Raw genomic sequence first — 13,710 nt, forward strand, 5'->3', positions numbered from 1 at the left:
CTTGAGTGAACGCGCAAGAACGACATTCAAACAATGAATGCGTTATTCGACTAAATTGGGCTAATTTCGCAAAATAAAACAGGTCTAACGCACGGGGTCTGGAAAACACCAATTTTCTAAGGCGGGCGATTGTCGCATACGTTCCCAATCAAATCCCGGCCCAGGGTCCTGCTTTCTCCCCACTGCAATATGTTCGTGCCCTGCTAAGTACTTCAAGCTATAGCGCTGTTTGAGTTGATTCAGCAGATCTTCAAGCGCCACATACTGGGCCGCTTCAAACGTGTCACCTTCCAAGCCCTCCAGCTCGATGCCAATAGAGTCGTCGTTGCAGTTGTCACGTCCACGGTAACTCGATTTACCAGCGTGCCATGCGCGGTCATCGCAGCTCACGAACTGCCAAACCGCGCCAGTGCGGCGGATAAAGAAATGGGCTGAAACTTGCGTGCCTTCTATGCTTTTGAAATAGGGGTGCGCCTCCCAATCTAGCCGATTGGTGAACAAGTCCAATACTTGATCACCTCCATACTGTCCCGGAGGCAGGCTAATGGAGTGCACCACGACCAAGTCAATTGACGCATGGGCTGGCCTGACGCCGAAATTGGGCGAAGGCAAGTGGTGCGCGCTCGATAGCCAGCCCTCAGTCCAAGCTGTGAGAGGGCGAGACGACTCAGCTGCCATCGTTTGACTCGTCTTGCGCTTGAGGCGCATCAATTCGCAGGCGAGCGATACGGTAGCGAATCTGGCGCAGTGTCAGCCCCAATCGGCTCGCAGCCAACGTGCGGTTGAAACCTGTTTCCTTGAGCGTGTGAACCAAAATTTCCCGCTCTTGCTGGTCCAAGTGACTTTGCAAGTCGGCAGGAATCGTGACTTCCTTCTCCGCACTTTCTGCATGGGTGCCCATTGGCTTATCGGAAGTGTCGGACACCGTCTCATTGGTGATGGCCGCTGTGCTTGCGAAGGCAGGGGCATGCGATGCATGCGCCTCAAAGTCTTCAAAGAGTAGTTCATCCCCATCGCTGAGCGCTACCGCACGGTGCAAAAGGTTTTCTAGCTCGCGCACATTGCCATGCAACGGTAGTTGCATAAGCTGGCGTAGAGTTTCTTCAGACATGCGTGGCGCAGGCAAGCCCGATTCATCGGCAATCTTGCTGAGTAGCGCGTGGCATAGGTCAGGTAGGTCTTCCATGCGCTCTCGCAACGGTGGAATCACGATATCTATGACGTTGATACGGTAGTAGAGGTCTTGGCGAAACTTGCCTTGTGTCACTTCCTCAGGCAAATTTTTGTGTGTCGCGCTCACGATGCGCACGTCAACCGACTCTTCTTGGTTGGAGCCAATAGGCCGCACGCATCGCTCTTGGATGGCGCGCAAGAGCTTGGCTTGCATGGACAAGGGCAGGTCGCCGATTTCGTCCAAAAACAGCGTGCCGCCTTTGGCGGCTTGGAAAAACCCATCTCTGTCCTGGTTGGACCCTGTATAGGCTCCTTTTTTGGCACCGAAGAATTCAGCTTCCAGCAAGTTCTCCGGAATGGCGCTGCAATTGACCGCGACCCAAGGTCCATCCGCGCGGTGGCTATTGGTATGTAGCGCACTTGCAACCAACTCCTTGCCGGTTCCCGACTCTCCCCGAATCAAAACGGGCGCCATGCTACGCGCCACTTTCACAATGCGTTCTTTAACGTTGCGCATGCTGGCAGACTCTCCGGCCAATCGGGCCAAGGAAGTGTCTGCGGTGCCATGGCGCTGTGGTGCAGCACGTCGCTTGCCTGCAAAAGAAGCCTCCAAAGACGTTTGCTGCAGTGCGGCGGCGTTGTGGACAGCTGACGCAATGACCGTTCTGAATTGCTTTAAGTCCACGGGTTTGGTGAGGTAGTCAAAAGCCCCGGCTTTGAATGAGCTGACCGCGTTTTCTGCGGAGCCAAAAGCAGTAATCACAACGCAGCGCTCAGCGCGGCGTTGGGATTTGATGCCACCTAGTATGTCCACACCCATGCCATCGGGCAGGCGCATATCGGTGATGACCACATCAAACGATTTGTCATTGAGCAGTTGCCATGCCTCTTGCAGGCTTCCGGCGGTGTCTACACGATAGCCTTCTCGCAGAAGGGTGAGTTCGTACAAGGTGCGCAGGTCGGGCTCATCGTCAATCACCAAGATTTTGGCGTCGTTCAGTACAGCGTGGTTTGCCATGGAGTCGTCTGGGTTTCGGATTGCGTTGCGCGCGCGGGTAAGGGGGTTGTATGCATAGTGATCACAAACTCATTGCCTTCTACCCACTGTCCGCGCGCGTTTCTGCTATTGCGTTGGTAAAAAATGGTGGCACCGTGGCGCTCGCACATTTGCCGGCAGATGAAGAGGCCCAGCCCGCTCGAACGGCTTTCCGACGAAAAAAAGGGTTCAAACAAATGGCGCTCCACCGACTTGTCCATGGGCGGGCCGTCGCTCCAAACCGACAGCATGGCTCGCTGATCTGAGTGTTCGCGCGTATTGATTTGAATCGCTTGGGCTTGCGTGGTGGCATAGCGCAAGGCGTTGTCCAGCAAGTTCACCAGCATGCGGCGCAAATGCTCATTGTCAAAACGTACCAGCAGAGACGATTCAGGAAGGTCCACCGATACGCGCTTTTGTACCTTGTTTTGTGCAGCCCAATCGCTGCACGTTTGCAACGTTGCCTCGTGCAGGTTGACCACCGACAGCGTGACGGCCTCAGACTCGGTCTGTACACGCGACACATTGAGAATGTCGTCCACAATCTTTTCTAGACGTTTCGCGTTTTGCCCCACCATGGCAGTTAACTTTTTGAGCCGAGGGTCCGTGAGGTCTTCATCGAGCAGCGCGTTGGCTTGCACGATGGCCGCCAAGGGGTTGCGAATTTCGTGCGCGACAGCGGTAGACATACGGCCCATACTGGCGAGCTTTTCGGTGCGCATGCGGGCTTCGAGCTCACGCTGGTCCTGCAAAAAAAGCACACACAGGCTGTCCCCGTCCGGGCTAAACGGGGCAGCGAGGCTGGTTCGAGCCCGAATCTTTCGGGGGCCTTGCCCGCGCATTCGAAGCGTGACGTCTTCTTCGTGGCTTTGACCCGTGGCCACACTCAGCTGAGTCAAGTTGAGCAGGGGCATCCAACCGGGTTCGTCTTTGAGATCAAACACCGGAATACGTACATCTTCTCTAGGCCCTAAAAACGCCCGTGCCGCAGGGTTGGCCGCTCGCACACGCCCACGCCGGTCTACGATGAGTACCCCCTCTGGCATGGATTCGATGACGAGTTCGTTGACTTGGCGCTGCACACTGGCAGCCAGCTGGTTGTGCAGTGCGCGTTTGCCTTCACTGGCGATCCGTGCCGACAACTGCTGCGCTAAAAACGCAATGACAAAGTAGCCCACCCCGCTTAAGGCCGCTTGCACAAAGGACGAGGTGGCATCCCCAGGGTTTTGCAAATAGTTCCATGAGGTATTGGCTAGCAGCAGCATGGAGACACCTGCCGCTGTGCCCAGTGCCAAGCGTAGGGTGCCTAGGACCGAGGCCAACAAGATGGGCAGAGCAAATAGTGGGGTGTAGTTGATGCTCGTACCTTGCATGAGTTGCAAGACAGAAAACACCAGTACATCGAGCCCCACCAAAGCACCCCAGGTGCGGTTGAAGGACTTGCCCAAGCGCGCGGGTTTTCCGCTCATCTTGCTGGCAACTGTGCCTATAAAGTAAGCCAAACAAATGGCGACCAAGGCCTTGCTATGCGAGGTGCTACTGATAAACAAGCCTGCTTGCAATGCGAGCAGTACGGTGCCCAGGGTCAATCGGGCTGTCATAAAGCCCTGCCACAGGCGTTCGAATTCGTAGGGTTCGCGTAGTTCAGGCGTTAGTGTTTCGATCTCGGTGGGGCCCAACCATGAATGCAGGGGGTCAGCGCTTGCCACTTATCCCTCCAAGCTTCGGTGGTGCGCGGCGCTGCAGTACTGGCCCAAGCGCCCTTCAATTGCCTCTTGGACAGGAATATGCGTTCCGCAGTGCCGGCATGGCACCATGTCTGTGGTTGTCGATGGCTTCTTGACTGGTCTTACACGCGGGCTGTCTATGTCTTGTCCAGCGCGCCACGTACGAAAACGCCACACCAGCAACAGAACACCGGCTATCAGCAAGGCGTACCTCATGGGGTGCGCCTTAGCAATACTTCCATGACGAACTGTGAGCCTACGTAGGCCAACAGCAAAAACACCGAGCCCACATAGAGCATGTTGACGGCGCGCTTGCTGCGCCAGCCAAAAGCGCGTCGGCCTAACAGCAAGACGGCAAACGTCAGCCATGACAACACGGAAAACACCGTTTTGTGGTCCCAGCGCCATGCTTTGGCTTGTCCGTAGACAGCCTCGCCAAAGACAAAACCCACAAGCAAAGTGGCGCTCAAGACCGCAAAGCCTGAACCTACAAAGCGGAATGTCAGTCTTTCCAGTGTCAACAACGGAAGGCCGCTATGCGGATCTTCTGCCAAACGAATGCGGTGCTCCGCGCGCGTAAGGAACCACGCGTGAACCACTGCTGTGCCAAACAATCCGTAGCACGCTACGCCAAACGCCAAGTGCAGGGGGAGCCAGCCGGATGCCGAACTCGCCATGGCGTGTCCCGGAAAAAGTGCGCTGAGCACAACGGCCACTGCGCCTAGTCCGCACAAGGCCCACCGGGTCTGCAGCTGAGGAAAAATGTGCGCCTCTACGGCATAGACCGCTGCGACGAGCCACGCGGTCATCGACAGCGCGGGCGCAAATCCAAAGCGGGGGGCGTCGCCCAACAAGCTCCAGCTCAACACAGCGCCATGCAATGCCCAAGCTGCCCACACCCACTTGCGTGCGCTAACGGGGCCCATGTGCGCGGCACGCACAGCGGGCCATGCGTAGGCTGCTGAGGCTAAAACTGAAAGAATCAGTTGGGTGGGGGGCGCACTGGCTAAAATCATGGCTACAGTTTAGCGTTTTGCACCTTGCCAGCCCATGCTGGTCTTCACTACAGGTTCCGTTCACCGGAATACGACCTATGGCCTCCGCCCTTACCGACAAACTTTCCCGCCTCGTTAAAGAATTACGGGGTCAGGCACGTATTACGGAATCCAATGTCTCCGACATGTTGCGCGAAGTGCGCATGGCCTTGTTAGAGGCCGATGTGGCTTTGCCCGTGGTACGCGACTTTATTGCCCGCGTGAAGGAAAAGTCCTTAGGTGAAGACGTGCTGGGGTCCCTGCAGCCCGGCCAGGTGCTGGTCAGCATTGTGAGCAAAGAGCTGGCCGCGACCATGGGTGAAGGCGTGAGTGACATCAACCTCGCGGCCCAGCCACCGGCGGTGATCTTGATGGCTGGCTTGCAAGGTGCGGGTAAAACCACCACCACGGCTAAGCTGGCCAAGCACCTGATTGAAAAGCGCAAAAAGAAAGTGCTGACGGTATCGGGCGACGTCTACCGCCCCGCGGCCATTGAGCAGTTGAAAACCGTGACGGCCCAAGCCGGTGCCCAATGGTTCCCCAGCACGCCCGATCAAAAGCCGGTGGATATTGGCTTGGCCGCACTGGACTATGCCAAGAAGCACTTTTTTGACGTGTTGCTCGTGGATACCGCCGGTCGCTTGGCGATTGATGAGGCCTTGATGGCCGAAATCAAAGGTTTGCACGCCGCGCTCAACCCTGTGGAAACCCTGTTTGTGGTGGACGCCATGCAGGGCCAAGATGCGGCCAACACTGCGCGCGCTTTCAAAGATGCCTTGCCACTGACCGGCATCATTTTGACCAAAACGGACGGTGACTCACGCGGCGGTGCGGCGCTGTCGGTGCGCCAAATTACCGGCGCACCCATCAAGTTTGCCGGTACCAGCGAAAAGCTCGACGGGCTAGAGGTATTCGACGCTGAACGCCACGCAGGGCGCATTTTGGGCATGGGTGACATCTTGGCCTTGGTGGAGCAGGTGACTGCCGGGGTCAATATGGAAGCCGCGCAAAAGCTGGCAGCCAAGGTCAAAACCGGCGGCGGCTTTGACCTGAACGACTTCTTGGCCCAAATTCAGCAAATGAAGCAAATGGGCGGTCTCTCCAGCCTCATGGACAAAATGCCTGCGGCCGTGGCCGCCAAGGCGGGACAGGTCGATATGGACCGCGCGGAGCGGGATATCAAGCGCAAAGAAGGCATCATCCAAAGCATGACGCCGCTGGAGCGCCGCAAGCCTGAGCTCATCAAAGCCACCCGCAAGCGCCGCATTGCCGCTGGTTCCGGCGTGCAGGTGCAAGAAGTCAACCGCATGCTCAAGGAATTTGAGCAAATGCAAGACATGATGAAGAAGATGAAGGGCGGCGGCATGATGAAAATGATGAAGCGCTTGGGCGGCATGAAAGGCATGCCCAAGATGCCCTTTTAGTGATTTTTGATGGTTTTTGGCCTGTAGCGCGCATGGATGCTGCGTGAGCAGCTTCATTATTTATAGCAACTTGATGTTTGCCCAAACCGTTCCGGTTTGCGGCCTTTGACCCTATGTCCAATTTGATCGTTCACGGTGGCGCACCTTTAGCAGGGCGCGTCATTCCTTCAGCCAACAAAAATGCGGTGCTGCCTATTCTGTGCGCCACCTTGCTCACGCGCGCGCCGGTGCGCTTACGCGGGGTGCCGGACCTGACCGACGTGCGCAAGATTTTGGAAATTTTCCGCACCTTGGGAAGCAATGTGTCCATGGACTACGCCACAGGTGTTTTGGATTTGGAGCACCGAGACACCTTCTTCGACGCCGCCGTGCACCGCTTGCCTGAAGAAATGCGCAGCTCCATCATGCTGGTGCCTGGACTCATGGCCCGGTTTGGTTCTGCACGGATTGAAGATGACGTCACCGGCTGCACTTTGGGCGTGCGGGAAATTGACCCCCATGTGGAGGTCTTCCAGCGGTTTGGCGCCAAAGTGCATCGTGGAGATGTCGGTTTGGTGTTGTCGGTCGATGGCAAGCTGCAAGCCAACGACCATTGGACGGATTACGCCTCCGTCACCACCACCGAGAACTTTGTGCTGTGCGCCGCGCTGTCGCAAGGCCAGTCCACCCTAATGAACGCGGCGTCTGAGCCGCACGTGCAAGAGTTTTGCCAGTTCATGCGCATGCTAGGCGCGCAGATCGAGGGCTTGGGCACCTCCAAGCTCAGCATCACCGGGGTATCCACCTTGGGCGGGGCTGACTTTACGTTTGCGGAAGACTTTCACGAAATCGTGACCTTCTTGGCTTTGGGCGCTATCACGGGTGGCTCGGTAGAGGTAAAGAACTCTACGCCCGAGCAGTTTCCCTTGATCGACCGCACCTTTGCCAAGTTTGGCGTGCAAATTGTGCATGAAGGTGGGTGGTCGCGCTCGGTGACAAACGGCCCTTTGAAAGTCAAAGAGCCGTTTACCCGCAACATCTTGCAAAAGGTGGAGGCCGCGCCTTGGCCTTACTTGCCGGTGGATTTGCTGCCGATTTTTGTGGCCTTGGGAGTGAAGGCCGAAGGCAGTGCCATGTTCTGGAACAAGGTGTATGACGGCGCCATGGGCTGGACCTCGGAGTTGTCCAAGTTCGGCGCGCACGCATTCTTGTCTGACCCGCACCGCATCATCACCTTCGGCGGCAAGCCTTTGACGCCCGCTGAGGTAGAGAGCCCTTACATCATCCGCGTGGCGATTGCCTTGCTGATGGTGGCTTCCAGTATCCCTGGTCGCTCCATGATCCACCACGCGGCACCCATTCGCCGGGCGCATCCACGTTTTGTGGAAAACATTTGCAGCTTGGGCGCACGCATCGAGTGGACCTGATGCGGGCAGGCCGCTTGCGCCCCTGGCCACGGGCGCAAGCGCTCTAGAAATTACAGCGAGAGTTCAGCGTCTGCCGTGGTGAGCACTTCGCCGCGCAAGGTGTAGCTGCGGGTCTCGGTGATTTTGACGTCCACCAAATTGCCCACCAAGCGCGCAGGGCCTGCAAAGTTGACAACGCGGTTGCACTCGGTGCGGCCCATGAGCTCACCGTTGTCCCGTTTGGAGCTGCCCTCGACCAAGATGCGTTGCACTGTGCCCAGGCGGCTTTCGCTGATGCGGGTGATGCTGGCGTTGATGGTCTCTTGCAGGTGGTGCAAGCGGCGCAGCTTGACCTCGTGCGGCGTATCGTCATGCAAGTTGGCCGCAGGCGTTCCGGGGCGGGGGCTGAAGATGAAGCTAAAGCTGTTGTCAAAGCCCACATCGTCAATCAGCTTCATCATCTTGTTGAAGTCGTCCTCGGTCTCACCGGGGAAGCCCACGATGAAGTCAGAGCTCATGGCCATGTCGGGGCGAATGGCGCGCAGCTTGCGCACCGTGCTCTTGTATTCCATGGCGGTGTAGCCGCGCTTCATGGCCATCAAAATCTTGTCGCTGCCATGCTGCACCGGCAGGTGCAAGTGGCTCACCAGCTTGGGGATCTTGTCGTAGGCTGCAATCAGGCTGGGCGTGAATTCATTGGGGTGGCTGGTGGTGTAGCGGATGCGTTCAATCCCGGGGATGTCGGCCACATACTCCAGCAGGGTTGCAAAGTCCGCCATTTCAGCGGTCAGCGAGTTTTCGCTGCCAATCATCTTGGCCCGGTAAGCGTTGACGTTTTGCCCCAAGAGGGTGACCTCTTTGACCCCTTGGTCTGCCAAACCGGCGACCTCAACCAGCACATCTTCAAATGGGCGCGACACCTCTTCGCCCCGTGTGTAGGGCACCACGCAGTAACTGCAGTACTTGGAGCAGCCTTCCATGATGCTCACAAAAGCGCTGGCGCCTTCGACCTTGGCGGGCGGCAGGTGATCAAACTTCTCAATTTCGGGGAAGCTGATGTCCACTTGCGGCTTGTTCAAAGCCTTGCGCGCGTTGAGAAGCTCAGGCAAACGGTGCAGGGTTTGGGGCCCAAACACCACGTCCACATACGGCGCCCGCGCAATGATGGCCGCACCTTCTTGGCTGGCTACGCAGCCGCCCACGCCAATTTGCACGCCCTTGGCTTTGAGGTGCTTGATACGGCCTAAATCTGAGAACACCTTTTCTTGGGCCTTTTCGCGTACGGAGCAGGTATTGAACAAAATGAGGTCGGCTTCGTCTACGTTTTGCGTGGGCTCATAGCCTTGGGCGGCGCCCAGAACGTCGGCCATCTTGTCGGAGTCGTACTCGTTCATTTGGCAGCCAAAGGTTTTGATGAAGACTTTTTTGGACATGGGGATGCTCACTTGCTATATGTTTAATAGTGGCTTGCGCAATAAAGATGGGCGCAATAGCCTGTTTTTCCCTTGGTGTGGACTTGCTGCGGTGAACTGAGGCACAGGCCTCACCCGGGGCTGTCGCACAAGCCTAGGGCGCTGGCGTTTTTTGCGCGATTTCCGCTGCGTTCAGAATCCACACTTCGTGGATCAGGCCCATCGGCTCACGCACATAGTTCACCACCACGCTTTTACCGACCAGGGAAGCCGACATGGTCAGCATGCGGGTGTCGCTCCAAATTCGCGCACCGGGCGAGAGGCGCTCTGTCTTTCCGTTCAGGGTCAGTTCCGGCGGCGCTGTGACCACCATGGTGGCGCGCTTCGCGGTGGCTGGGAAGGGGCGTACCGATTGGCTCACTTGGGCGAGCGCGGAGCCGACCAAGCAGGCCGTAAGGCCCAAGGCGGCGAACTGCCGAAACAAGATTCGGCGCGGTGTTGATGCAGGGCAGCGGTTCATGGTGTATGTCCAGAGGCTGTGGAGAAAAGGGGCGCATGGTACCACGGGGTTGCCGCACTACAATTTGACGCAGCAGCCCACTTAGGCTGCGCTAGGGGCAAACACAGTGTGAAGAAACTATTGCGAGGCTCGCATCTATCTGGATTTGTGCGCGGACTGGTTTTGCTGGTTTTGGTGCACATCGTGGGGACCTTGGGCTACCGCATCATCAGCGGCGGCACGGCCACGTGGGTCGACAGTTTCTATATGACGTTCATCACCGTGGCCACCATCGGCTATGGGGAGACGGTGGATCTGACTTTTCACCCCTATGGCCGCTTGTTCACCGTGGCCATTGCCGTGGTGGGCATTGGCACCATGAGCTATTTGTTCTCCACCTTCGTGGCTTTGCTCTTGGAGTCTGACCTGAATACGGCATTAAGGAAGAAACGCATGCAACATGAGATTTCGCGGCTGTCTGGGCACTACATTGTGTGCGGCATTGGGCGTGTGGGGACCAACGTAGGGCTAGAGTTGTTAAAAACCAAGCGCGATATGGTGGTGATTGAGAGCGACAAGCAGGCCCTAGATCGTTGGTTGGAGCACCACCCTGACGCCTTGTATTTGCACAGTGACGCAGCCGATGATGACACGCTCTTGGCCGCAGGCGTTACGTCGGCAGCCGGGGTATTTGCTGTGACGGGGGACGATAGCCACAACCTCATGGTGTCCCTTTCCGTCAAGTTGCTGAACAGCAAGGCACGCGTGGTAGCGCGATTGCACGATATTCGCAACGCCAATAAGGCTCGCAAAGCGGGGGCGGACGAAATTGTGTCGCCCGACTTCACCGGCGGCATGCGTATCGCCTCGGCCATGCTGCGCCCCCATGTGGTGAATTTCATGGACAAAATGCTGCACAGCGACGAAGGCTTGCGCGTGGAGGAGGTCGTCGTTCCGGCCCATATGCCACCGACCGCCTTGGGCAAACTGGTGCCGAAATCACGCGACTACGTGCTGATGGCCACGCATGAGCAGGGCAAATGGGTGTTTAACCCACCGGATGAGCATGTGCTGACACCAGGCGTTGCCTTGGTGCTGATGGCAACGCCGGGTGGGCGATTGCAACTGGAAAATGCGCTGAAGCCCTAGCGCAAGGAACGCCCGCAACGTGGGCAGAAACAAAAAAGCCCGCTAGACCAAGGGTTAGCAGGCTTTGTGTTGTGAACCGAAGTTCAGCAGTGTTTGGTGGTCGTAGGTGGATTTGAACCACCGACATCAGCATTATGAATGCTGCGCTCTAACCAACTGAGCTATACGACCGAAGCCAAGAATTATAGCAAAGTCTTTTTTGCTTTTCTATAGATTTTTGAATTCCGCCTGGCGTTTGTTTACAAAAGCGTCCATGCCTTCTTTTTGGTCAGCCGTGGCGAAGAGGGCGTGGAACAGGCGGCGCTCAAACATCAGACCGTCAGACAAGCCGCTCTCAAAGGCGCGGTTCACCGTTTCTTTGGTGGCCATGGTGGCAATTTGCGAGTAGCCGCTGATCAAAAGCGCGGCACCCAAGGCTTCGTCCAACAATTTTTCTACTGGCACCACGCGACTTACCAAGCCTGCGCGTTCTGCTTCCACGGCGTCCATCATCCGGCCGGTCAGTGCCAAGTCCATGGCTTTGGCCTTGCCCACCGCGCGTGGCAAGCGCTGCGTGCCGCCTGCGCCTGGAATGATGCCCAGCTTGATTTCGGGTTGTCCAAATTTGGCTGTGTCAGACGCGATGATGAAGTCGCACATCATGGCCAGCTCACACCCTCCGCCCAAGGCAAAGCCACTCACGGCGGCGATGACGGGCTTGCGGACGCTCCGCAGGGTTTCCCAATTGCGGGTGATGAAGTCGCCTTTGTAGGCGTCGGCAAAGCTGAATTTGGCCATGGCAGTGATGTCGGCTCCAGCGGCAAAGGCCTTTTCGCTGCCAGTGATGACCATGCAACCAATGGAGGCATCTGCGTCAAAGGTTTTGAGCGCATGGCCCAACTCGTCCATGAGCTGGTCGTTCAGCGCATTGAGCTGCTTGGGTCGGTTCAGCGTGATGATGGCGACTTTGTCACCTTCAATGCGGGTGGTAATGCATTCGTAGTTCATGGTGCTCGGTGCAGAAGTTGAAAAACTATTTTGCCGCAGGGTTGCGGGTGTTGCCTAGCCAGTTACTCACCAGCTTGGCATCGCGCACGGACAGTCGCACGGCCTGACTGGGTTTGGGCATGGCGAGGGTGAGTGTGGTGAGTTGCCCATCGCGCGCGACCAGCGCTTTGACTTCTTTGGCATTGCCGGTGTACAGCAAAAAGTCGTCTAGGCTGCGCACGCGCCATGGGCCAGGCGCAGGGCCTTTGAGGTTTTCAACGGCGAGCCACTCGTCGCCGCTGGCAAAGCCAGCCTTCTCGGCCACGCCGCCGCGCAGGATTTGGTGAATGAACAAGCCGTTGCCTTCTTTGACGCGCAGGCCCAGTTGCTGTGCCACTTGGTCGGGCTCACGGTGCACTTGCACGCCATGGCGCTCCAAGAGTTCGGCGACCGGCAGCTCTTTGGTGCTGTGCACCCAGGCCGCGAGTTCCTTGGCATAAGAGCGCCCGGACAACTGCTCTAGCACGCTCAAGACATCTGCTTCGCGCATGGGGCCACCTGCGCAGCGCTGCCACAGGGCTTGCATTACGGTATCCAAGGTGGTTGTGCCTTCTGCCCGGAGTGTGAGGTCAAGGCACAGCGCCACCAAAGATCCTTTGGTGTAGTAACTCACGGTGGCGTTGGGCGTGTTTTCGTCTTGGCGGTAGTACTTGACCCATGCATCAAAGCTGGATTGCGCCACGCTTTGCACCAAGCGCCCAGGGGTTTGCTGCACTTGGTTGATGGTTTGTGTGATGAGTTTGAGGTAGGTCGCGTCGTCAATCAGTTGGGCGCGGCGCAGCAGTAAATCGTCGTAGTAGCTGGTAAAACCCTCAAAGAACCACAGCAGCTCGGTGTAGTTTTCCTGGGTGTAGTCGTAACTGGCCAGTTCAGACGGGCGCAGGCGTTTAACGTTCCACGTGTGAAAGTACTCGTGGCTGATCAGGCCCAAGAGCTTGGTGTAGCCCTCTGGTTGCTTGTGTGTGGTGGGTGCCAACGAAGTGCGTGCCAAGCGGGGCAAGTCTTTGCGCGTGCCAATCAAGGCTGTGGAGTTGCGATGCTCCAATCCGCCGTAGCCATCTGCGACGGCGTTGAGCATGAAGACGTAGTGACTAAATGGCGCTTTGCCAGGCCAAAAGCGAATTTCTTCTTCGCAAATGGCGCGGGTGTCTGCCAAGAGCTTTTCACCGTCAAAGCTGGGGGGTGCGCCAGCCACCACAACGCGGTGAGGAATACCCCCGGCCGTGAAGCTACCGCTCCAGAACGACCCCATCTCCACGGGGCAATCGACCAGTTCGTCATAGTTGGCGGCACGGTAGGTGCCAAATCCCGCCTTGTCAGTCGCCACGGCGGTGAGCCCGGTAGCCAAGCTCCAATGCGGCGCGGCTTGCGGACTGGCAATGTGGACAAGGTGCTCGGCTTGGTCTTGACCTTCCACTTGTAAGAATAGGCTGGTTCCGTTGAAAAAACCGCGTGTCGCGTCCAACCATGCGGTGCGCACGGAGTTGTCAAAGGCATAGACTTGGTAGCTGACCTCTAGGGGCTGCTCCGGGTCGCAGCCCACGGTCCATGTGGCTTTGTCGTCTTGCTGGTGCTTGCGCAGGCGTGTGCCTTGGCGGCACTGAAGATGCTGCACGTGCTTGGAAAACTCTCGTACCAAATAACTGCCAGGAATCCAAACGGGGAGTCGCAACACCTGTTGCGCCGCAGGCTTTGCAATACGCAGCGTCACGCTGAACAGATGGTCGTGCACAGTCGCCATATCAACGGTGTAGTGCACCGGCGTTAACGCTGCTTTTGCGGTGCCAGAGCTGTGACGTTTTTGAGTCGGTGTTTTCATAAATAGTGCCGATGACGCTCTTCTAT

Annotated in this window: 12 protein-coding genes and 1 tRNA gene; 3 read left to right on the forward strand and 10 right to left on the reverse strand. The window is 57.3% G+C overall.

The window, feature by feature from the left end; all coding sequences use genetic code 11:
- Window positions 1–84: 84 nt before the first annotated feature.
- From ampD to EXZ61_RS05305, 5 genes are read right to left on the reverse strand one after another with little or no spacing between them, the layout of a single operon-like run.
- Entirely contained in the window at window positions 85–678 is a 594-nt protein-coding gene (gene ampD / locus EXZ61_RS05290; protein WP_142809723.1) for a 1,6-anhydro-N-acetylmuramyl-L-alanine amidase AmpD, read from the reverse strand.
- Window positions 668–2,191, reverse strand: coding sequence for a sigma-54-dependent transcriptional regulator (locus EXZ61_RS05295; protein WP_142809725.1), 1,524 nt, complete (start codon window positions 2,189–2,191; stop codon window positions 668–670). Before EXZ61_RS05295 ends, ampD begins: the two co-directional genes overlap by 11 nt.
- A complete protein-coding gene (locus tag EXZ61_RS05300) occupies window positions 2,170–3,918 on the reverse strand; it encodes a two-component system sensor histidine kinase NtrB (protein ID WP_142809727.1) in 1,749 nt (582 codons plus the stop codon). The genes EXZ61_RS05295 and EXZ61_RS05300 overlap by 22 nt, the downstream gene beginning before the upstream one ends.
- Window positions 3,919–4,152 carry a PP0621 family protein gene (locus tag EXZ61_RS22565; RefSeq protein ID WP_425353610.1) on the reverse strand — a complete coding sequence of 78 codons (234 nt, stop codon included), beginning with the start codon at window positions 4,150–4,152 and terminating at the stop codon, window positions 3,919–3,921.
- Window positions 4,149–4,952 carry a cytochrome C assembly family protein gene (locus EXZ61_RS05305; RefSeq protein ID WP_142809729.1) on the reverse strand — a complete coding sequence of 268 codons (804 nt, stop codon included), beginning with the start codon at window positions 4,950–4,952 and terminating at the stop codon, window positions 4,149–4,151. The genes EXZ61_RS22565 and EXZ61_RS05305 overlap by 4 nt, the downstream gene beginning before the upstream one ends.
- A 77-nt stretch (window positions 4,953–5,029) precedes the next feature.
- Here EXZ61_RS05305 and ffh point away from each other — a divergent pair, with 77 nt between their 5' ends.
- Together ffh and EXZ61_RS05315 are read left to right on the forward strand one after the other, a co-directional pair.
- On the forward strand, window positions 5,030–6,394 hold the full coding sequence (gene ffh / locus EXZ61_RS05310) for a signal recognition particle protein (protein ID WP_142809731.1): 1,365 nt from the start codon (window positions 5,030–5,032) through the stop codon (window positions 6,392–6,394).
- A gap of 113 nt (window positions 6,395–6,507) precedes the next feature.
- Window positions 6,508–7,800: a UDP-N-acetylglucosamine 1-carboxyvinyltransferase gene (locus tag EXZ61_RS05315; RefSeq protein WP_142814112.1), complete on the forward strand. Its 1,293-nt coding sequence runs from the start codon at window positions 6,508–6,510 to the stop codon at window positions 7,798–7,800.
- Between the two features lie 50 nt (window positions 7,801–7,850).
- On the opposite strand, the gene miaB is transcribed toward EXZ61_RS05315, so the two are convergent.
- Window positions 7,851–9,212 carry a tRNA (N6-isopentenyl adenosine(37)-C2)-methylthiotransferase MiaB gene (miaB, locus tag EXZ61_RS05320; protein WP_142809733.1) on the reverse strand — a complete coding sequence of 454 codons (1,362 nt, stop codon included), beginning with the start codon at window positions 9,210–9,212 and terminating at the stop codon, window positions 7,851–7,853.
- 133 nt (window positions 9,213–9,345) lie between these two features.
- Window positions 9,346–9,711 (reverse strand): hypothetical protein, encoded by a 366-nt coding sequence (locus tag EXZ61_RS05325; protein WP_237219094.1) that lies wholly within the window; start codon window positions 9,709–9,711, stop codon window positions 9,346–9,348.
- Between the two features lie 108 nt (window positions 9,712–9,819).
- On the opposite strand from EXZ61_RS05325, the gene EXZ61_RS05330 reads away from it, so the two are divergent.
- Window positions 9,820–10,839 carry a potassium channel family protein gene (locus EXZ61_RS05330; RefSeq protein WP_237219095.1) on the forward strand — a complete coding sequence of 340 codons (1,020 nt, stop codon included), beginning with the start codon at window positions 9,820–9,822 and terminating at the stop codon, window positions 10,837–10,839.
- Window positions 10,840–10,933: 94 nt separating this feature from the next.
- On the opposite strand, the gene EXZ61_RS05335 is transcribed toward EXZ61_RS05330, so the two are convergent.
- The 3 genes from EXZ61_RS05335 to EXZ61_RS05345 all read right to left on the reverse strand — a co-directional run bounded on the left by EXZ61_RS05335 (window position 10,934) and on the right by EXZ61_RS05345 (window position 13,684).
- Window positions 10,934–11,010, reverse strand: a tRNA-Met gene (locus EXZ61_RS05335).
- Window positions 11,011–11,046: 36 nt separating this feature from the next.
- Complete coding sequence (locus EXZ61_RS05340) at window positions 11,047–11,826, reverse strand: enoyl-CoA hydratase (RefSeq protein WP_142809735.1); 780 nt, start codon at window positions 11,824–11,826, stop codon at window positions 11,047–11,049.
- A gap of 25 nt (window positions 11,827–11,851) precedes the next feature.
- Complete coding sequence (locus tag EXZ61_RS05345) at window positions 11,852–13,684, reverse strand: M61 family metallopeptidase (RefSeq protein ID WP_142809737.1); 1,833 nt, start codon at window positions 13,682–13,684, stop codon at window positions 11,852–11,854.
- Window positions 13,685–13,710: the final 26 nt, after the last annotated feature.

The organism is Rhodoferax aquaticus (assembly GCF_006974105.1).
GTDB classification, from domain to species: domain Bacteria; phylum Pseudomonadota; class Gammaproteobacteria; order Burkholderiales; family Burkholderiaceae_C; genus Allorhodoferax; species Allorhodoferax aquaticus_A.